The sequence below is a fragment of the Streptomyces sp. GSL17-111 genome (assembly GCF_037911585.1).
Classification (GTDB): domain Bacteria; phylum Actinomycetota; class Actinomycetes; order Streptomycetales; family Streptomycetaceae; genus Streptomyces.
Genome location: NZ_JBAJNS010000001.1, coordinates 5,696,925 through 5,715,566 on the forward strand (window position 1 = coordinate 5,696,925; position 18,642 = coordinate 5,715,566).

The 18,642-nt window shown below is 72.7% G+C and carries 14 protein-coding genes and 1 pseudogene; 8 read left to right on the plus strand and 7 right to left on the minus strand.

Annotated elements, in window-relative coordinates; genetic code table 11:
* Window positions 1-19: 19 nt before the first annotated feature.
* The 5 genes from V6D49_RS25330 to V6D49_RS25350 all read left to right on the plus strand — a co-directional run bounded on the left by V6D49_RS25330 (window position 20) and on the right by V6D49_RS25350 (window position 6,394).
* Window positions 20-1,297 (plus strand): ABC transporter substrate-binding protein, encoded by a 1,278-nt coding sequence (locus tag V6D49_RS25330; RefSeq protein WP_340563314.1) that lies wholly within the window; start codon window positions 20-22, stop codon window positions 1,295-1,297.
* A 72-nt stretch (window positions 1,298-1,369) separates the two neighbouring features.
* The gene (locus V6D49_RS25335) at window positions 1,370-2,713 is read left to right on the plus strand and encodes a Gfo/Idh/MocA family protein (protein ID WP_340563315.1); all 1,344 of its coding nucleotides are present in this window, start codon (window positions 1,370-1,372) and stop codon (window positions 2,711-2,713) included.
* On the plus strand, window positions 2,710-3,642 hold the full coding sequence (locus V6D49_RS25340) for a DUF6807 domain-containing protein (RefSeq protein WP_340563317.1): 933 nt from the start codon (window positions 2,710-2,712) through the stop codon (window positions 3,640-3,642). Before V6D49_RS25335 ends, V6D49_RS25340 begins: the two co-directional genes overlap by 4 nt.
* Window positions 3,643-4,364: 722 nt before the next feature.
* Entirely contained in the window at window positions 4,365-4,712 is a 348-nt protein-coding gene (locus tag V6D49_RS25345) for an IS30 family transposase (RefSeq protein ID WP_340563319.1), read from the plus strand.
* 179 nt (window positions 4,713-4,891) lie between these two features.
* Window positions 4,892-6,394 (plus strand): carboxylesterase/lipase family protein, encoded by a 1,503-nt coding sequence (locus tag V6D49_RS25350; protein ID WP_340563320.1) that lies wholly within the window; start codon window positions 4,892-4,894, stop codon window positions 6,392-6,394.
* A 7-nt stretch (window positions 6,395-6,401) separates the two neighbouring features.
* Here V6D49_RS25350 and V6D49_RS26275 read toward each other — a convergent pair.
* From V6D49_RS26275 to V6D49_RS25360, 3 genes and pseudogenes are all read right to left on the minus strand, one after another.
* Window positions 6,402-6,838, minus strand: a pseudogene (locus tag V6D49_RS26275) (Tn3 family transposase); the annotation flags it as partial.
* Window positions 6,839-7,050: 212 nt separating this feature from the next.
* Entirely contained in the window at window positions 7,051-8,604 is a 1,554-nt protein-coding gene (locus tag V6D49_RS25355; RefSeq protein WP_445330665.1) for a pectate lyase family protein, read from the minus strand.
* A 472-nt stretch (window positions 8,605-9,076) separates the two neighbouring features.
* Window positions 9,077-10,141, minus strand: a complete 1,065-nt coding sequence (locus tag V6D49_RS25360) for a LacI family DNA-binding transcriptional regulator (protein ID WP_340563324.1) — start codon at window positions 10,139-10,141, stop codon at window positions 9,077-9,079.
* Window positions 10,142-10,209: 68 nt separating this feature from the next.
* On the opposite strand from V6D49_RS25360, the gene V6D49_RS25365 reads away from it, so the two are divergent.
* The 3 genes from V6D49_RS25365 to V6D49_RS25375 are packed head-to-tail and all read left to right on the plus strand — an operon-like array spanning window position 10,210 to window position 13,442.
* Window positions 10,210-11,361 (plus strand): Gfo/Idh/MocA family protein, encoded by a 1,152-nt coding sequence (locus V6D49_RS25365; protein ID WP_340563326.1) that lies wholly within the window; start codon window positions 10,210-10,212, stop codon window positions 11,359-11,361.
* Between the two features lie 57 nt (window positions 11,362-11,418).
* The gene (locus V6D49_RS25370; protein WP_340563327.1) at window positions 11,419-12,585 is read left to right on the plus strand and encodes a dihydrodipicolinate synthase family protein; all 1,167 of its coding nucleotides are present in this window, start codon (window positions 11,419-11,421) and stop codon (window positions 12,583-12,585) included.
* A complete protein-coding gene (locus tag V6D49_RS25375; RefSeq protein ID WP_445330666.1) occupies window positions 12,582-13,442 on the plus strand; it encodes a sugar phosphate isomerase/epimerase family protein in 861 nt (286 codons plus the stop codon). Before V6D49_RS25370 ends, V6D49_RS25375 begins: the two co-directional genes overlap by 4 nt.
* 43 nt (window positions 13,443-13,485) lie before the next feature.
* On the opposite strand, the gene V6D49_RS25380 is transcribed toward V6D49_RS25375, so the two are convergent.
* The 4 genes from V6D49_RS25380 to V6D49_RS25395 form a co-directional block, all read right to left on the minus strand.
* Window positions 13,486-13,914, minus strand: a complete 429-nt coding sequence (locus V6D49_RS25380; protein ID WP_340563329.1) for a helix-turn-helix domain-containing protein — start codon at window positions 13,912-13,914, stop codon at window positions 13,486-13,488.
* Window positions 13,915-14,042: 128 nt separating this feature from the next.
* Window positions 14,043-14,615, minus strand: coding sequence for a GAF domain-containing protein (locus V6D49_RS25385; protein WP_340563330.1), 573 nt, complete (start codon window positions 14,613-14,615; stop codon window positions 14,043-14,045).
* Window positions 14,612-15,454, minus strand: a complete 843-nt coding sequence (locus tag V6D49_RS25390) for a S8 family peptidase (RefSeq protein ID WP_340563331.1) — start codon at window positions 15,452-15,454, stop codon at window positions 14,612-14,614. Before V6D49_RS25390 ends, V6D49_RS25385 begins: the two co-directional genes overlap by 4 nt.
* Window positions 15,451-18,627 (minus strand): adenylate/guanylate cyclase domain-containing protein, encoded by a 3,177-nt coding sequence (locus V6D49_RS25395; protein WP_340563333.1) that lies wholly within the window; start codon window positions 18,625-18,627, stop codon window positions 15,451-15,453. Before V6D49_RS25395 ends, V6D49_RS25390 begins: the two co-directional genes overlap by 4 nt.
* Window positions 18,628-18,642: the final 15 nt, after the last annotated feature.

The window sequence follows — 18,642 nt, forward strand, 5'->3', positions numbered from 1 at the left end:
GAGCTCAAAGGAGATTTCCGTGTCCTTCCGCAGACAGAAGACCTGGCCGGTTCTGCTCATGGCCGGCGCCCTCACCCTGACCGCCGCCTGCTCCGGGGGTGACGGCGGCTCCGGCTCGGGCGACGGGCCGGTGACCATCGAGTTCCGCTGGTGGGGCTCGGACGAGCGGCACGAGCTCACCCAGAAGGCCGTCGACGCCTTCGAGGCCGAGCACGAGGACATCAAGGTCAAGGTGCAGACCTTCGAGTGGGCCTCCTACTACGACCAGCTGACCACCACCATGGCCTCCGGTGACGCCCCCGACGTCTTCGCCGTGGAGATCCGCAGACTGGGCGAGCTGGGCCGGGCCGGGCAGCTCGCCGACATGGGGGAGCTGGTGGACACCGGCGACCTCAACGCCGAACTGCTGAACTCCGGTGAGGTCGACGGCGTGCTGCGGGCCGTGCCGACCGGTGCCAACACCTTCTCCGTGATGGTCAACACCGCGATCCTGGCCGACGCCGGCGTCGAGTTGCCGGACGACTCCACCTGGACCTGGGACGACTACCACGCGCTGGCCGCGGAGATCAGCGAGAAGACCGGCAGCGACGTGTACGGCACCCAGATCAACTTCAACGACGCCTACCTGCGGATGTTCGCCGCACAGCGCGGGGAGGAGTTCTACGAGGACGCCGCGCTCGGTGTGTCCGCCGAGACGGTGGCCGACTGGTACCAGACGCACCTGGACCTGCTGGAGAACGGGGCGCCCTCGGCCGACCTCAGCACCGAGATCGGTTCGACCGGGGTCGAGCAGTCGCTCATCGCCACCAACACCGGTGCCATGGGCATGTGGTGGAGCAACCAGCTCGGCGTCCTCACCAGCAGCTCGGGTGAGGAGGTCGCCATGCTCCAGATGCCCCGGGAGCCGGGCGCCGACACCAACGGCATGTTCCTCCAGCCGACGATGCACTGGACGGTCAGCGAGCGCAGTGACGCCAAGGAGGCCGCCGCGGAACTGGTGGACTTCCTGGTCAACGACCCGGAGGCCGCCGCCATCCTGGGCAGCGACCGCGGTCTGCCGATGAACAGCACGGTGCTCGCCGAGATCCGCGACGAACTGCCCGAGGCCGACCAGGAGTCGCTGGCGTTCATCGAGGAGAACTCCGAGGAACTGACGGCCCCGAAGGTCTACCCCAACGGTGCCGGTGAGGTCCCCGCGATGCTCCAGCGCTACGGCGAGGAGGTCATCTTCGGCCGCATGACGCCGCAGGAGGCCGCCGAGGCCTTCATCGACGAGGCGGGGAGCACCCTCAGCTGAGGCCGCCCCGCCGGCCGCACCCGAACCGTCCCCGCTGAACCACCCGCGTCGAACCCTGTGTGAGGACCGTACGTGACACGCCGCTATGCCTTCGTCGGACTGGGCCACCGGGCCCAGATGTACGTGGACGCCCTGCTCGGCGACTGGAGCGACACCGGAGCGATCGTCGCGTTCTGCGACACCAACCGGACCAGGATGGAGTACTACAACGAGCAGATCGTCCGAGCCGGCGGTGCCGAGGTGCCGGCCTTCGGGCCGGACCGCTTCGGCGAACTGCTGGAACGGGCCGACACGGTCGTGGTGACCTGCGTCGACTCGGCCCACGCCAGGTACGTGTGCGCCGCCCTGGACGCCGGGCGCGACGTGATCGTGGAGAAGCCGCTGACCGTGGACGCCGCGAGCTGCGCGGCGATAGCCGCCTCGGCCGAGCGCAGCTCCGGCACCCTGGTGACGACGTTCAACTACCGCTACTCCCCGCGCAACACGGCGGTGCGCCGGACGCTGGCGGCCGGGGAGATCGGCACGGTCACCTCGGTGCACTTCGAATGGACCCTGGACACCATCCACGGTGCGGACTACTTCCGGCGCTGGCACCGAGACGCGTCCCGGTCCGGCGGGCTGCTGGTGCACAAGTCCAGCCACCACTTCGACCTGGTGAACTGGTGGCTGGGGGCCCACGCCGAGCTGGTGTTCGCCCAGTCGGCGCTCCGCTTCTACGGAGCGGCGAACGCCCCCGGCGACCGCCCGGAGCGCGGTCACGGGGCCCCTCAGCTCGGCACGGACCCGTTCCTGCTCGACCTCACCAGCGATCCGCGGCTGGCCCGGCTCTATCTGGACGCGGAGCGCGAGGACGGCTACCTGCGGGACCGGGACGTCTTCGCCGAGGGCGTCTCCATCCAGGACAACATGGCGGTGCTGGCCCGGTACGACAGCGGCGCCCTGCTGACGTACTCCCTCAACGCGCACGCCCCGCACGAGGGCTACCGGGTCTCGTTCAACGGAACCAGGGGCCGCCTGGAGCTGGAGGTGTGCGAGCGGGTGTGGACCCCGCCGCACGCCGCCATCGACGCGTCGGCGGCCGGAAAGGAGCACACCCCCGGCGCGTGGGAACGGCTGACGCTGCACCGGCACTGGGAACAGGCCGAGGAGGTACCGATCGAGGGCGGCGCCGGAGCGCACGGCGGCGGCGACCGGCTCCTCCTGGACGACGTGTTCCGGGGCCCCGGACAGGACCCGCTGGCCCGGCAGGCCGGGTACCGGGCCGGTATCCGCAGTGTGCTGATCGGAGTGGCCGCCAACCGCTCCGCCCGCACCGGGCAGCCGGTGCGGCTGCTGGACGGCGGGACCGCTCTCGCCGAGGACGGTCCGGCCGACGCGACGGCACCCGCGCGCCCGGGGGAAGGCGGCGGGGCGTGAACGACACCGACCGACCGCTGCGCCTGGTCCATCACGTGGGGGAGCGCGTCGACCTCCGCCTGGGCGAGCTGAGACTCCTGAGCCTGGTCTACCGCCCGGAGGCGGCCTGGGAGGCGCCGAAGCCCTACCTCCACCCCCTCACCACGCTGGCGGGCGGCGTGGTCACGGGATACCGGCCGCACGACCACCGCTGGCACAAGGGGCTCCAGCTGACCGCCTCGCACCTGTCCGGGCAGAACCTCTGGGGCGGCCGCTGCTACGTACGCGGCAAGGGCTACCAGCCGCACCCCGAACGGCTGGGCTCGATGACCCACGAGGGCTTCGAGGAACTGTCCGCCGGAAACTCGGAGGCGGTCCTCGCCGAGCGGCTGGCCTGGCGTCACCACGACGGTACGGCCTGGGCCACCGAGCGCCGGCGGATCAGGGTGCACGACATCCGCCCCCAAGCCGGGTTCTGGGTGCTGACCTGGTCCTCCGCCGTCACCAACCTCCGTGACGAGCCGCTGCGGTTCGGCAGCCCGACCACCGAGGGCCGCGAGATGGCCGGGTACACCGGTCTCTTCTGGCGCGGCCCGCGCGCCTTCCGGGACGGGCGCGTGCTCGGCCCGCACGGCGAGGGTCAGGAGCTGATGGGCACCCAGGCACCCTGGCTGGCCTACGGCGGGGAGTTCGACGAGATGGACGGGCACGCGACGCTCGTCATCGCGCACGCTCCCGAGAACGACCACTCCGGTGAGCTGGGCCGGCACCCGGCGCACTGGTTCGTGCGCAGCGAGCCCTTCGCCGCCATGGCGCCTTCCTGGGCCTTCTTCGAGGAGCTGCTGCTGCCGCCGGGCGCGACGCTGGCCCGGCGCTGGCGCGTGATCGTCGCCGACGGCGCCTGGGACCGCGAGCAGATCACCGACCACCTCTCCGGCATCCCCTGGTAGGCGGCGGGGGCGCGGCCGGCCGACCCGGCCGCGCCCCCGCCCGCCGCCGCGCGGCCGGACCCCGCGCCGCAGCCCCGGCCCGTCGCCGTCCGGGGCGGCATCCGTGTGCGGCGGCGCTGTCCAGACCATTGCCACTGCGAAGCCGAGGTCCTCAAACCGTGCCCGGGGAAGACGCTTCCGTAGAGCCCGCGGAACTGCTCGCGGGAGAGGTAGCGGTCGCTGAGAAGGTGCGCCAGCCAGGGGCGGCTGTGCCGGATCCGCAGTTGGAACCACGCGTCGCGAAGCCCCACGCGTCGCATCTCTGCGGAAAGGCGCCACAGCGCGGGCCAGGTGCAGGCCCGGCGTGGCGGCGTCGGCCGCGCATCACACACGTTGTCGACCAGCGCGACGGTGCCACCAGGGCACACCAGGCTCCTCACCCGGTTCAGGCCCGCGCGGCAGCCCTCCAGGTGGTGCGGCATCGTGTGGCTGTGGAGCAGGTCGAAGCCGCCCCGGCCTCGGGGAACGTAGGTGAAGCGATCCTTCTCTCGTTCCACGACCCTCGTCGCTGCCGGGCAGTCGACCGCGGTCTCACTCAGCGCCTGCGGTCAGCCTGACCCATGTGCCGTCCGAAGACCGCCCGGCGGCCGACCGGGCGGCATCATCCGCGGCGCGGTCTCCGTCACCGCCCGCCCCGCCGAGGTCGAGGACCGCAAGGTTCCGGCCACGGGGAGGGCGACCTCATGACGGGCGCCCGGCCCTCCGCCGTCGCAACCAGTCGCGCTGCCGGACGGCATCGACTGCGGTGGACGCTCACCCGGGATCGCGGCCGGGAGATCGCCGAGCACCAGGCCATCGCCACCGAGACCAGGATGCCGACCTACCTCTGCAAGCCGCGGAGCCGGTGGCAGCACGGCACCGACGAGAACACCGACCGGCTGCTTGGGCAGTACCGCCCCACGGGCGCCGACCTCCGTACGTTCAGCCAGACCGAGCTGGCCACCATCGCTCACGAACTCAACCGCCGTCCGCGCAAGACCCACGTCCACCGCACTGGCAGAGGTCTACGCCGACCTTGCGAACAGCACTGATGTGCTGACCGCTTGAGCTCGCCCTCGTGTGCCGACACCGCAACAGGTGGCAGCGGGCGTTGACATCACTGGTGCGTCAATCATGACGATCTTGGTGTTGGTCCTCGGGTGCCGCCCGGTGCAAAGCTGAAGCCTCGCCCTCCCCGGCTATTTGGCGTGTACTGAGAGGCACTCTTTCAATGAACACCTTCAGGACGAAGAACGGTTCGGTACAAGGGTTTCGGGCTTCAGCCGAAGTCGTCGCCGTCCTTGGTGTCCCCTATGCCGCCCCACCGTTCGGCGCCAATCGGTTCCGGGAACCCTTCCCGGCACCGGCGTGGAGTGGGGTGCGGGACTGCACGGTCTTCGGCCCGGTCGCTCCGCAGTCAGCTGAGCTGCCTGGCGCGCCCGTATGGTCGCCCGACGATGAGGACATCCTCACCGTCAACATATGGACCCCGGCCTCTGAGGGCGGCCGTCTGCCCGTCCTGGTCTGGATTCACGGCGGTGCCTACACCTTCGGATCCTCAGCCCAACCCGACTTCGACGGAACCGCACTGGCCGGCGCCGGTCTGGTCGTGGTCACCCTCAACTACCGGCTCGGCTTCGAAGGTTTCGGCCACGTCCCCGCCGCCGAAGCAACCGCCTACCCGGACAACCGGGGTCTGCTCGACCAGGTCGCGGCCCTGCGCTGGGTTCGTGAGAACATCGCCGCCTTCGGTGGCGATCCTGGCAATGTCACGGTCGCCGGCCAGTCCTCAGGAGCCGCGTCGGTTGCCTGCCTGATGGTGATGGATCGCGCCGACGGTCTGTTCCACCGTGCCATCGCTCACAGCGCCGCCAGCTCTTGTTACACGCGCGAAGTCGCTGCGGCGACCACACGTGAGATCGCTGCGGCAGCCGGCTGCCCCGCTACACCCGGGGGCCTCACATCCGCGACTCCGCAGGCCCTGGTCATCGCCTCCGACAAGGTGGTCGACGCCTACCGGTGTGACCCTGCCTCTGGGTCCCGCCACTACGACCCCGCCCTCTACGCCCCCGTCCTTGACGGTGCTGTACTGCCTGCCGACCCCCTCACGGGGATGGCATCCGGTGCGACCCGGGACGTGGACCTGCTGGTCTGCCACACCACGGAGGAATACTGGCTGCTCGACGCTGTCGGCAGCAGTGCGAAGGTCACCACCGATGAGCAACTGGTTCTCTTCGCCGAAGACTTCCATCTCCCTGACGGCCTGGTGGCAGGCTATCGCGCTGCGATGCCCCACGCCCCGGGGCTCGACGTCTACCTCGCCGTTTTCGGGGATCTTCTGTTCGGCGAGTACAGCAACCGACTCGTCGAGCATCACGTCCGAGCGGGCGGCCGGGCGTTCCTGTCGCGTTTTGATCGTCGGCGCACCGGCCCGAGCGGGGTGGTGCGGGCCTGGCACTGTGCGGACATCCCCTTCGCCTTCGGCACCCTCGACACCGACTGCCTGGCTTTCCTCATCGGCGGCGCACCCACGCCCGCGGACCACGGACTGGCCCGCCGCATGGTGCGCGCGTGGGTTGATTTCGCTGCCATGGGGAATCCTGGCTGGCCGTCGGTCAATGACGCCCCCGCCGAGCGCAGGATATGGAGCACCGAGGACGCCCCCGCCGACGGCACGGCCACCGCTGTCCGAGCCCTTTGGGCCGAGGTCGACTTTCCCGTTCTGTGTCCGTGAATTGGCGAATCACCCCGGCATCTCCAAGTTGGTCCTCCATGCCGTCGCGGTGGGCTTGGTGGATGGTGCCACGCCTGCAGTGGCACACGCGCTGACGGGCTTGTAGCGCGACTCCTGCACGGTGAGCCGCCGGTTCGTCTGATGGCGGTAGGTGTCGTCGACCGGGTCGACCACGCGCAGCAGGACGACGGCACGGATCTGGTAGGTGACCAGTTCAGGTTGACCCGTTTGCGGGCCAGGTCCTCCGCCATGCCGTAGGCGCCGGTCTCGACGTCGGCATCGTGGCCCGCCAGAACCGCTGGTCGTCCAGGTCGCGGAAGCGCGGGCTGAACTTGTAGTCGGGGCGTCGACGGCGTTGAGCCAGGTGATGTCCCGCTTGGACCCGAAGTACTTCGGCGAGGGCGCCGCGCTGATCGTGCGGACGGGGACGACGAACCGCAGCCCGCCCACCAGGCGAGCAGGCCCTCGCCCGAGAACTTCGCGATGGGCACCTCGGCCTACGCGGCGATGGTGTCGGCGGCAGGTAGTGCTGCGACGTGCACGAGCCGGGCCCTGACGCGGAGCCCCCGCGACGGCGCACGGCCGCGCCGGGTCGGCGGCCTGCGTGGCCGCCGACCCGGCGCGGAAGCGTGCGGGACGGGAAGTGCTCCCCGTGCCTACGCGTACGTCTCGTACTCCGCGACGCGCGGCGTACCGTCCGCGCTGGTGATCTCGAAACTGATCTTGCGCAGTGTGGTGGAGGGGATGTCGATGACGCCCGCTCCGTTCCCGGTGGCCAGGACCTCGCCGCTGTCGTGGTCGAGTACCCGCCAGGAGCCGATGGTTCCCTCGGTCCCCGCCGCCTCGCGGACGTTGATCACGGAGACGGTGGTCGGGCTGCCCCACTTGATGGAGATGGTCCCGGTGGAGCCCCTCGGCGACCAGTAGGTCGACATGTCGCCGTCACGGACGTTGCCGTAGCTCGTACCGCTCGCCTTGCTCGAACCGTCCGAACCGGCGTCCAGGCTGAGGTTCGGTCCGCTCGGGTCGGTGGGGTCCGGGTCCGGCGGGTCCGTCGGGTCAGGCGGGTCCGTCGGGTCGGGCGGGTCGGTGGGGTCCGGCGGGTCGGTCGGGTTGCAGTCGCCGTCCGACTCCAGCAGACCCTTGCCGGCCCCGGCCGTCCGCTGAACGATCTGCGGCACGCAGTCGGCCGCGTCCAGCGTGTAGGAGTAGGGGATGCTGATGCTGGTGTTGGACCGCGGGTCCGGTCCGGCCGGGTAGTTCTTGTCGCCCTCGTCGGACCAGGTCACGTTGTCGTAGATGTTGCCCGAGACCTGCCAGTACCCCCGCTCGTTGGTGTAGAAGGTGCCGAGAACGTCCTTGGAGTCCTCGAAGTAGCTGTTCTCGACCTTCGCCCGGCCGCCCGCACGGGAGTTGATGCCGGACTTGACCAGGCCCGTGTAGTGGTTGTTGTAGATGTGTGAGACGCCGCCGCGCAGCAGCGGGGTCCTGGAGTCGATCGTCTCGTAGCGGTTGTGGTGGAACGTCACGTAGCCGTTGGAGACGTCGCTCTCGCTGGAGCCGATCAGCCCGCCGCGGCCGGAGTTCCGCAGGATGCTGTAGGAGAGGGTGACGTACCGCGTGTTGTTCTTCATGTCGAACAGCGCGTCGTAGCCCGCGTCCTCACCGCCGGAGGCCTCCAGCGTCGTGTGGTCCACCCACACGTTCCGGACGTCCGCCTCCATCCCGATGGCGTCGCCGCCGTTGGACGTGGGGGAGCCGGACTTCTTCACGTTCCGCACGGTCACGTTGCGGATGATGATGTTGCTCGACTCCCGGATGTGGATGCCCAGCTGGTCGAAGACGGCGCCGTCGCCGACACCGATCAGCGACACGTTGCTGATCCCCTTGAGTTCGATCACATCGTCCGCGGTGTCGCAGCTCGGGCCCGAGACCTTCTCGGTGTTCCCGTGGTCGATGGTGCCGTCGACCTCGATGACGATCGGGGTGCTGCTGCTCTCCCGCTCGCACAGAGCGCGGTGGATCTCGGTGCCCGTGGTGGCGCGTACGGTCCGCCCGCCCTCGCCACCGGTGGTGCCGCCGTTCTGCGAGGCGAACCCGGTGGCGGTTCCGCTTGTGGTGGTCTCCTGAGAGGCGGCCACCTGCGTCGTGGACAGCGCCACTCCGGTCGCCGCCGTTGCTATGGCGAGCGCTGCGGTACTGCACCGCATGACTAGGGAACGTTTCACGCTGTTCTCCCTTCTGGTCGTTGCCCGTCGGGACGGCTGTCCCGACCTGTCGCCGTACCGTGCCCCTCAGCGCGCTATTGGCGTGATCATGTCATGCCTGGATCGCTGTGCCCACCTTGGAATGCTGAAGGTGGGCGCCCGCCGTGACTCGCCCGCAGAGGACGGGTCCTTGGTCGCGGGTGGCGGGTAAGGGGAGTGGGACGCCGGAAAGAAAGCGCTTTCCAGTGCTGCGAAGATAGAACCGCTCCGACGGGCTGGCAAGGCACCGTGCCGAGAAAATCTCCGTTCAGCACCGCAAATTCTGCAACCGTCGATGGCGGGCACGTCCGGCGTCTCGAACGGGCCGGGCGGTGCTCGCTCAGGGTTCCGCCTGCGCCGACGCGCAGGTTCGAGTGCCACGCCGGCCCGGTGAAGGCTGTGTGCCCGGGGCCGGCCGGTCAGCCCGAGGCGGGGCTCAGGCGGGGCTTTCGGGCGGCGGGCCGCAGCTGTCGCGCACCACCAGTTCGGGCGGCGGGAGAGGGGCCGGCTCCTGGTCGAGGACGAGCCGGACCGCGTGCCCACCGGCCGCCTCCAGCGGCAGCCGGACCGTCGTGAGCGACGGGCACAGGTCGGCGGCGAAGGGGACGTCGTCGAAGCCGACGACCGAGAGGTCGGTCGGCACCGCCCGCCCGAGGTCCCGCGCGGCGGCGAGGACCCCGGCGGCCATGACGTCGCTGAGCACCAGAGCCGCCGAGACCGTCGGCCGCCTCAGGAGCATCTCCCGGGCGGCCTCGCGCGCGCCGCCACGGGTGAAGTCGGTGTGCACCACCCGGGTGTCGGGCAGCGCACCGCCGAGGGCGGCCAGTTCGGCGCGGATGCCGGCCAGCCGGTCGTGCACGGTCAGCAGCTCCCCGGGGCCCGCGACGACGGCCAGGTCGCGATGGCCCAGGTCCCACAGGTGCCGCACGGCCCGGGCCGCGCCGGAGCGGTGGTCGAGACCGACCTGCGCCGCGGCCGGTACGGACCGCCTGCTCACGCAGACGATCCGGCCGCCCGCCTCCGTGAACGCGGCCGCCTCCGTGTCGAGTTGACGGGCGAGCTCGGGATCCGCCGTGCCGCTTCCGGCGAGGATCACGGCACGCGCCCGCTGGGCGCGCAGGGTGCGGACGTAGGTCAGCTCCAGCTCCGGATCGCGGAAGGTGGCGGCGATCATCACCATCAGTCCGTCCTTGCGCGCCGCCCGCATGGCCCCGGCCGCCAGCGCGGAGAAGTACGGGTCGGCCACGTCGTGGACGACCAGGCCGACCACGGAGGTCCGGGCCCGGGCCAGCGCCTGGGCGGGTGCGTTGGAGACGTACCGCAGGGCGCGGGCCGAGGCCTCCACCCGGCGCCGCAGGTCCTCCCCGACCTTGCGGTTACCTCCGTGCAGCACGCGGGAGGCCGTCGCGATGGAGACACCGGCGTGCTCCGCGACGCGCTGCAGGGTGGGGCCCCCGCTGCTCGCCCGTGCCGCACGCGTGGTTGACCGCTTGTCTGCCATCTCCGTAACCTATCGCTTGGTAAGCGCTTACCGTTTGCCTGAACCGCTTCTGAGCAAGGGAGACCGCCATGACCCGCAGAACCGTCGGTATCCTCATGAACGGCGTCACCGGGCGCATGGGCTACCGCCAGCATCTGGTGCGCTCCCTGCTCGCCCTGCGCGACGAGGGTGGTCTGACCCTGCCGGACGGCACCGTGGTGTGGCCGGAACCGTTCCTCGTCGGCCGCGACGCCGGCAAGCTGCGCGCGATCGCGGAACGCCACGGCATCGAGCGCTGGAGCACCGACCTCGACACCGCACTGTCGGACCCCGGCACCGAGATCTACTTCGACGCCCAGATCACCCAGGCCCGCCAGGCCGCGATCAAGGCGGCGATCGCAGCGGGGCGGCACGTCTACACCGAGAAGCCGACCAGCGACTCGCTCGACGGGGCACTGGAGCTGGCCCGGCTCGCGCAGGAGGCGGGGATCAAGGCCGGAGTCGTCCAGGACAAGCTGTTCCTGCCGGGCCTGCTCAAGCTCAAGCGGCTGGTGGACGGCGGCTTCTTCGGCCGCGTCCTGTCGGTGCGCGGAGAGTTCGGCTACTGGGTCTTCGAGGGCGACTGGCAGAACGCGCAACGGCCCTCGTGGAACTACCGGGCCGAGGACGGCGGCGGCATGATCCTGGACATGTTCCCGCACTGGCAGTACGTGCTGGAGCACATCATCGCGCCGATCACCTCCGTCTACGCCCACGCGGCCACCCACATCCCCGAGCGGGTCGACGAGCAGGGCCGCACCTACCCCGCCACGGCGGACGACGCCGCCTACGGCGTCTTCGAGCTGGAGGGCGGCGTCGTCGCGCAGATCAACTCCTCCTGGGCCGTGCGCGTCGACCGCGACGAACTCGTGGAGTTCCAGGTCGACGGGACGCACGGAAGCGCGGTGGCCGGGCTGCGCGGCTGCCGTGTCCAGCACCGCAGCGCCACTCCGAAGCCGACCTGGAACCCCGACCTGCCGGTCACGGAGGGCTTCCGGGACCAGTGGCAGACGGTGCCGGACAACGCCGCTTTCGACAACGGGTTCAAGGAGCAGTGGGCCCGCTTCCTGGCCCACGTCGTCGCCGACGAGCCCTTCCCGCACACCCTGCTCGCCGGTGCCCGGGGCGTCCAACTGGCCACGTTGGGGCTCGAGTCCGCGCGGGAAGGCCGACGGCTGCCCGTGCCCGCGCTCACCCTGTGAAGCCGTCGGCCCCCGCCGTTCCCGATCCCCGCGCCCCCGCCGCACGAAAGGTGCCCCATGCCCGGTGACCTGACCCTGCCCCTTCCCTCGGGCCCGGCCCGCTACCGCGTCCCCGACCCGCCCGCCTGGTCGGCGGCGACGCCGACGCCCGCACCCCGCAGCCGGACGGCCTTCGCGGCCGCCCACGTCGTCGCCGACCCGGGGCACGAGCACCGGCCGGGCGCGCCCGCGCACGTCGACTGGGAGGCGACGCTGGCCTTCCGCCACCACCTGTGGTCGCTGGGCCTCGGGGTGGCGGACGCGATGGACACCGCCCAGCGCGGCGCCGGCCTGGACTGGGCGGGGGCACGGGAGCTGATCGCCCGCTCCGGGGCGGAGGCGGCGGCGGTCGGCGGCCGACTCGCCTGCGGCGCGGGCACGGACCACCTGCCGCAGGGCCGACACGGCCTGGGCGCGATCCGCGCTGCCTACGAGGAGCAGGTGGCGGTCGTCGAGGAGGCCGGGGCCCAGGTCGTCCTGATGGCCAGTCGGGCCCTCGCCGGTGCCGCGAACGGGCCCGAGGAGTACGCCGAGGTCTACGGCGGCATTCTGGCCCAGACCCGCGATCCGGTCATCCTGCACTGGCTCGGGACCCCCTTCGACCCGGCACTGGCGGGCTACTGGGGATCACCGGACCTGGACGAGGCCACCGACCACGTCGTCCGCCTCATCCACGACCACGCCCCCGCGATCGACGGGATCAAGGTGTCCCTGCTGGACGCCGGGCGCGAGGTCGCTCTGCGCGGGCGGCTGCCGGACGGCGTCCGCCTCTACACCGGCGACGACTTCCACTACCCGGAACTGATCCTGGGCGACGACGACGGGTTCAGCCACGCGCTGCTGGGTGTCTTCGACCCGCTCGCCCGGCACGCGGCCGTGGCGCTGCACGCGCTGGACGAGGGACGGACGGACGCCTACCGGTCCGTGCTGGAGCCCACGGTTCCGCTGGCCCGTCACCTGTTCGCCGCCCCGACGTACCACTACAAGACCGGCGTCGTCTTCCTGGCGTACCTGGCCGGGCACCAGAGCCACTTCACCCTGCTCGGCGGGGCGGAGGAGCACCGTTCGGTCGCGCACCTGGCCGAACTGTTCCGGCTCGCCGCCGAAGCCGGGGCGCTGCCCGACCCGGAGCTGGCGACCGAACGGATGCGCGCGTTCCTCGCGGAGCGGGGGTACCCGTGCTGACGCGGCCGGGCCCGGGCCTGGAGCGGCTGTCGCTCAACACGGCGACGACCAAGCGCTGGACGCTGCCCGAGGCGGTCGCCGGATGCGTCCGCGCCGGTGTCCCGGGGATCGGCCTCTGGCGGGACCGCGTCGCGGAGACGGGCGCCACGCGCGCGGCCCGGCTCGTGCGGGACGCCGGGCTGACCGTCACCAGTCTCTGCCGGGGAGGCTTCCTGACGGCCCCCGACGCGGCGGGGCGGGCCGCCGCGCGGGAGGACAACCGGCGCGCGGTGGAGGAGGCCGCGACCCTGGGCACCGGCGTCCTGGTCCTGGTGTGCGGAGGCCTGCCGGAGGGCAGCCGCGACCTGCCGGGAGCACGGCGGCGGATCACCGACGAGATCGCGGACCTCGAACCCTGGGCCCGGCAGCACGGGGTGCGACTGGCCATCGAGCCGCTGCACCCGATGTTCTGCGCGGACCGTGCCGCCGTGTCCACGCTGGCGCAGGCGCTCGACATCGCCGAGCGGTGCGGGGAGAGCGTCGGGGTCGTCGTGGACACCTACCACGTCTGGTGGGATCCGCGGGTGGAGACGGAGATCGCCAGGGCGGGGGCCACGGAGCGCCTCCTGGCCTTCCAGATCAGCGACTGGACGGTGCCTCTCCCGGCCGGGGTGCTCCTGGGCCGCGCGCACGTGGGGGACGGCTGCGTCGACGTGCGCCGGCTCGCGCGGGCCGTCGAGGCGGCGGGCTACACGGGGTTCACCGAGGTGGAGATCTTCAACGAGGCGGTCTGGGAGGCGCCGGGGGAGGAGACGCTCGCCACCGTCGTCGACCGCTACCGTCGGCACCTGGGCGGGGCGACGGAGCGCTCCGGGTGAACGGCGGCCGCGCCCCGTTCCGTTCGCGGCCTGCCCGGTGGCGTCAGCGCGGTGCGCCGGACCCCCGCTCGCGGCGGGCGATCACGTCGATCATGTCGCTGATGGTGTCCACGCCCTCCGGGGAGAGGTCCACGGCGCGCAGCGCCACGCTGCGCACCCCGGCGTCGCGCAGTGCGCCGAGAAGCTCCAGCTCCTGGGCGATCTCGGCGCCCTGCGCGTCGTCGAAGAAGTAGGAGACCGGCACCTGGAAGAACTGTGCCAGCGCCTCCAGGTGCCGCTTCGTCGGGTTGTCGCGCCGCCCGGTCCGCAGTTGCCACAGGTAGGTGGCGGAGAAACTCTCCCCGGTGGCCTCGCGGCAGGCTCGCGCGACCTCCTCGTGGCTGTACTGCTCGCGGTTGGGCCGGCGGACGACCCGGAAGAGCGCGTCGATCTTCCCGGCCAGACTCGCAGCTCCGGACTCCGGCTGTGTCACCGCCCGCCCTCCCTCGTCGCGTCCCCCGCCCGGCACGCGTCAACCGGCGCCAGACGGCGCCGCGTCCGCTTTCATGGTAGGCGACGGGCCCCGGCGCGCCCGGACGGGACGCGGGCGGCGCCGGACGGTCACGGCGTCGGCGTCCCGCCCTCCAGGAGCCGCTGGAGGCTGCCGACCAGATCGAGCGCCTCGGCACGTTCCCGCGCGGCGCGCGGCGCGTCGACCCGCCGGTCCAGCACCACCCGCAGGGCGGTGGCGGCCTGGTCGGCGAAGAGGGCCAGCAGATCGAGCTCCCCGAGACTGGAGCGGGACTGCGGCACCGGCTCCAGGACCTCCAGGACCCCGAGGACACGCTCTCCGTGGAGCAGCGGAGCGGCCATGATGGCGTCCGGCACGAACTCCGTCGACTCCGCGAACTCGCGGTCGAAGACGGTGTTGTGGGCGAGGTCGTCGACCACCATGGGCTCCCCCGAGGAGACCACCCACCCGGCGATGCCCTGACCGGCGGGGAAGCGCCGCCCCACGAGGTGGTCCTCGCCCTGACCTGACACGGCCTGGAAGACCAGCTCGTGGGCCGCCTCGTCGTACAGGAACACGGAACTCGCCTGGGCGCCGAAGATGGCCCGCGCCACCTCGACCACCGACTGCAGCAACTCCCGGGACAGCGGATCGGACGCCGCGTCGGAGTGGGGTTCGGTCACGGAGCACCTCCGGTGCCGATGTGCACGTTGGCGGCGGACAGGTAGAGGGCGTTCTTGAGCTGGAACGTGGTCATCCGGGGGTGCTTGGACAGGACCCGGGCGCACAGTCCGGCGACGAACGGGGTGGCGAAGCTGTTCCCGGTCGTGCGGATCGTCGTGCCGCCCAGCCAGGCGGCCGTCACGTTCTGGCCCGGGGCGAAGAACTCGACCGGCGGCGCGGGGTTGTAGAGGTACAGGTCGGGATCGTCCTCCTGGTGGCTGCCGACGGAGATCACCGAGGCGAACCGCCAGGGGTAGCTCTCCACCGGCATGTTGTGCGCGGAGGCCACGATCACGGTGCGCCGGAAGTACGCCTCGTCGGCCAGGGCGTGCAGTTCGGCGGCGAAGCGGGCCCGGGTGGTGGACAGGCTGAGGTTGATCACGTCGAACCCCTGCCCCACCGCCCAGCGCAGACCGGCCATCAGCATGTCCCCGGTCCCGGTGAACCGTTCGCCCAGGACCCGCACGCTGTACAGCTCGCACGCGGGCGCGACGCGGCGGATGATCCCGGCACACGCGGTGCCGTGGCCGCAGGCGTCCCCGTCGGCGCTCTCGCGGATCTCGGGCCCGGCCTCCGTCGTGACGACGCCCCAGGAGCCGTCCACCCGGCCGATCAGCGGATGGTCGTGCTCGACCCCGGAGTCCACCACGCACACCCGCACCCCCCGCCCGGCGCCTCCCTCGAAGGCCCATGCCGGGGTGACGGGCTCGCCGTCGGCGACGACGGCCACGTCGCCCGGCCCCTTGCCGCGCAGGTTCCAGCTGAGCCGGGCCGCCGGCCTCCTGGACGCGTCGTTCATCGGGCGACCTCGGCTCCGTGGGCCGCTGCGCGGGCGCGGAGCTCCTCGGCCCGGCGCACGCCCGGCAGGTGACCCTTGGCCCGGAACAGGGTCCGTGCCCGGTCCGCGGCCCGCGCGGCCTGCGCCCACTCGCCCAGCTCCTGGAAGACCAAAGCCCGGTCCAGCGCGGCCGTCGCCCGGACGACGGGTGAGTCGGTCTCCTCCGCCGCCGCGCGGGCCCGTTCCGCCAGCCGTGCGGCCTCCCGTGCCCGGCCCGCCGCGGCGGCCAGCCGGGCCCGCAGCCCGTCCAGGTCGGCCGCGTCGGCGCGGGGGAGCGGCCCGGGCGTGCCACCGGCGCGTTCCGCCGGCAGGTGCCCGGCGGCCCCCGGGGCGTCACCGCCGTCCAGCAGCAGGCGGGCGGACTCGCGGCGCACCGCGCCCAGCAGCGCGTCGGCCCCGAGCCGCCGCGCGGCGGCGGCCGCCCGCGCGAAGAGCGCGGCGGCCTCCAGCGGGCGTCCCGCCAGGGACTCGACCGCGGCCGCGAAGAGGGGGACGACCACGGTGCTCTCCGCGTAGTGCAGCCCCTCGGCGAGCCGCCGGACGTCGGCCAGGCAGGAGCGGGCGCCCGTCCAGTCCTCGCCCAGGGCGAGCAGCACGGCCAGGGGACACCCGAGGGTCAGCCGGACGGTCGGTCGGGGGCCGCCGTGGGCGGCCAGCAGCTCCCGGCACCGCGCCACGGCGGTGTCCACCGGTTCGGGGCCGCGCCACAGGGAGACGCCGATGGCGCCCAGGACGACGGCCCGTTCGGGTTCGGCGCGGGTGAGCTCCGCGTGCCGCAGCGCGCGGGTGAGCTGCCGCTCCGCCTGCCCGTGCCGGCCCTGGAGCTGCAGCTCCTGGGCGATCCGGACACGGGCCCGGGTCTGGCCCAGGTGGTCCCCGGCGGACTCGAAGACCGGCAGCGTCTCCTCGGCGGCCGCCACGACCTCGCCCGGAGCGGCGGTGGCCACGGCCAGGGCGAGCCGGGCGTGCGCGGCCTCGACCGGCGCGCAGGGGCGGTCCGGCACCGCGCGCAGCAGGTCCAGCCCCTCCTCGGAGCGGCCGGTGGCCAGTCGCACCTCGGCGAGCGGCAGAGCCGCGCGCGTCCAGCCGTCCTCGCCCTCGGTCAACAGGTCCAGGGCCCCTTGCAGCAGAGCGCCGGCCCGGGCGAGGTCGGCGCGGGCGAGCGCCAGGGCACCGGAGCGGGTGAGCAGCTCCGCGGCCCGGTGGCGCAGCGTCTCGGTGTGCTCGTCCCGCAGGCCCAGTTCGACCCGGTAGCGGTAGGCGTGGCGCAGGTGGTCGGCCACCCGTGCGTCACCCGCCCGCCGGGCCGTCAGGAGCGCGGCGGCCTGCTCGTGGTGCCGGGCCCTGGCCCGTTTGGCCAGGGAGCGGTACGTGACCTCCTGCACCAGCCCGCTGCTGAACCGGTAGGGGCGCTCATCGGAGGCGGGCCGGCGCAGGGGGTGCACGAGCCTGCGCCGGCTGAGCCGGGCCAGGGAACGGCGCACGGAACCGCCGTCGGCCGCCGCCGTGTCCCCCGGCCGCACCTCCTCCGCTTCCCCTCCGGGCTCCGTTCCGTCGGCGGCGGCCAGCGCGCCCAGTTCGTCGGCGGTGAAGTCCCGGCCCAGCACCGACGCGAGGTCCAGCACCGCGCGTTCTGGCCGGTCCAGGGCGTCGACGCGGGCCGCGAGGAGCGCCTGTAGGGAAGGGGGCAGCGACGCGTCCCCGTCCGGCCCCGGCACCGGTCCGTCGGCGCTGGCGATCAGCTGCTCCAGATAGAACGGGTTGCCCCCGGCGGCCTCCACGGCTCGGGCCGGTACGACCGACCGGTGGGCGCTGACCTCGGTGAGCACGGCGGCCAGGGCCTCCGACTCCTCGGGCGGCAGCCCGGACAGCATCAGGGACCGCGAGCGCGGCCGTCCGCTGCCCCAGCCCGGGCGGCGGTCCAGCAGATCCAGCCGCGCGGCACACAGGAACAGCACGGCGGACAGGTCGAGTTCCTCCACCAGCCGGTCCAGCACGTCCAGGAGCAGCTCACCGGCCCAGTGGCAGTCGTCGACGACGAGGACCACGGGCCGTGCCCGGGCGAGGGCGGCCAGCAGCGCCACCAGCGCCGAGCAGGTGTCCTCCACCGACGGGCTGGGCGTGCCGTCGCGCAGCAGACCGGCCTCCAGCACCGCGGTGGCCCCCCGCACCTCGGCCCGTTCGGCCGTACAGGCCGGCGACATCGGCCCGTCGAGCAGCTGCCGGACGGCCTCCGCCAGCGGCGCGAGACTGCCGTGGTCGCCGTAGGGACGGCAGCGGCCCGCGCCGAACGCGACGGGGGTGCCGAGCCGCGCGTGCCACTCGCGCAGCAGCCGGGTCTTGCCCAGCCCGGCCTCCCCGTAGAGGGTGACGAGCTGGGCTGACTCGTCGGCGGCGACCCCGTCCAGGGCCAGGCCCAGCTCGGCGCGTTCCCGGGCCCGCCCCACGTAGGGCACGTCGAAGCGGCGCAGTCGCTCCGGGTCGTCCTCCTCGACCGCCAGCAGCCGGTGGGCGGTGACCGGGTCCTCCTTGCCCTTGACCCGCAGCGGCCCCACCGGTTCGACGCGGGCGGCGGACCCGGCCGCCAGTAGGGTCGGCTCCCCGACGAGGATCTCGCCCCGGCCGGCGTTCTGCTCCAGCCGTGCCGCGACGTTCACCGTCTCGCCCGAGACCAGTTTCTGCCGGGTGGAGACGTCGGAGCTGGTCACCACCGGGCCGGTGTTCACCCCGATCCGCACCTGCAACCGGACGCCGAGCGACGCGCGGAGCCCGGTGTTGAGCTCCTCGACGGCCGCCAGCATGGCCAGGGCCGCCCCCAGCGCGCGGCGCGCGTCGTCCTCGTGAAGGACCGGGACGCCGAAGACGGCCATGACGGCGTCCCCGATGAACTTCTCCACCGTGCCGCCGAAGTCCTCGACACAGCCGCGCATCGCCTCGAAGTAGTCCAGCGTGACGGAGCGGAGGGTCTCCGGATCCAGGGCACCGGACAGTGCGGTCGAGCCGACCAGGTCGCAGAAGACCACGGTGACGACCCGGCGTTCCTCGGGCGGCGCCGCCGGGGCGCAGGAGGAGCCGCACTGCGGACAGAAACGTGCGTCGGCCGGTGTGGCGTGGCCGCATGAGGCACAGTGCATGACTGCTGTTCCCCG

What these genes read in the sequence shown, in the direction of transcription:
- V6D49_RS25345 (WP_340563319.1), top strand. Translation starts at nt 4,365, where the DNA reads ATGACGGGCGCCCGGCCCTCCGCCGTCGCAACCAGTCGCGCTGCCGGA.
- V6D49_RS25350 (WP_340563320.1), top strand. Translation starts at nt 4,892, where the DNA reads ATGAACACCTTCAGGACGAAGAACGGTTCGGTACAAGGGTTTCGGGCT.
- V6D49_RS25355 (WP_445330665.1), bottom strand. Translation starts at nt 8,604, where the DNA reads ATGCGGTGCAGTACCGCAGCGCTCGCCATAGCAACGGCGGCGACCGGA.
- V6D49_RS25360 (WP_340563324.1), bottom strand. Translation starts at nt 10,141, where the DNA reads ATGGCAGACAAGCGGTCAACCACGCGTGCGGCACGGGCGAGCAGCGGG.
- V6D49_RS25365 (WP_340563326.1), top strand. Translation starts at nt 10,210, where the DNA reads ATGACCCGCAGAACCGTCGGTATCCTCATGAACGGCGTCACCGGGCGC.
- V6D49_RS25370 (WP_340563327.1), top strand. Translation starts at nt 11,419, where the DNA reads ATGCCCGGTGACCTGACCCTGCCCCTTCCCTCGGGCCCGGCCCGCTAC.
- V6D49_RS25390 (WP_340563331.1), bottom strand. Translation starts at nt 15,454, where the DNA reads ATGAACGACGCGTCCAGGAGGCCGGCGGCCCGGCTCAGCTGGAACCTG.
- V6D49_RS25395 (WP_340563333.1), bottom strand. Translation starts at nt 18,627, where the DNA reads ATGCACTGTGCCTCATGCGGCCACGCCACACCGGCCGACGCACGTTTC.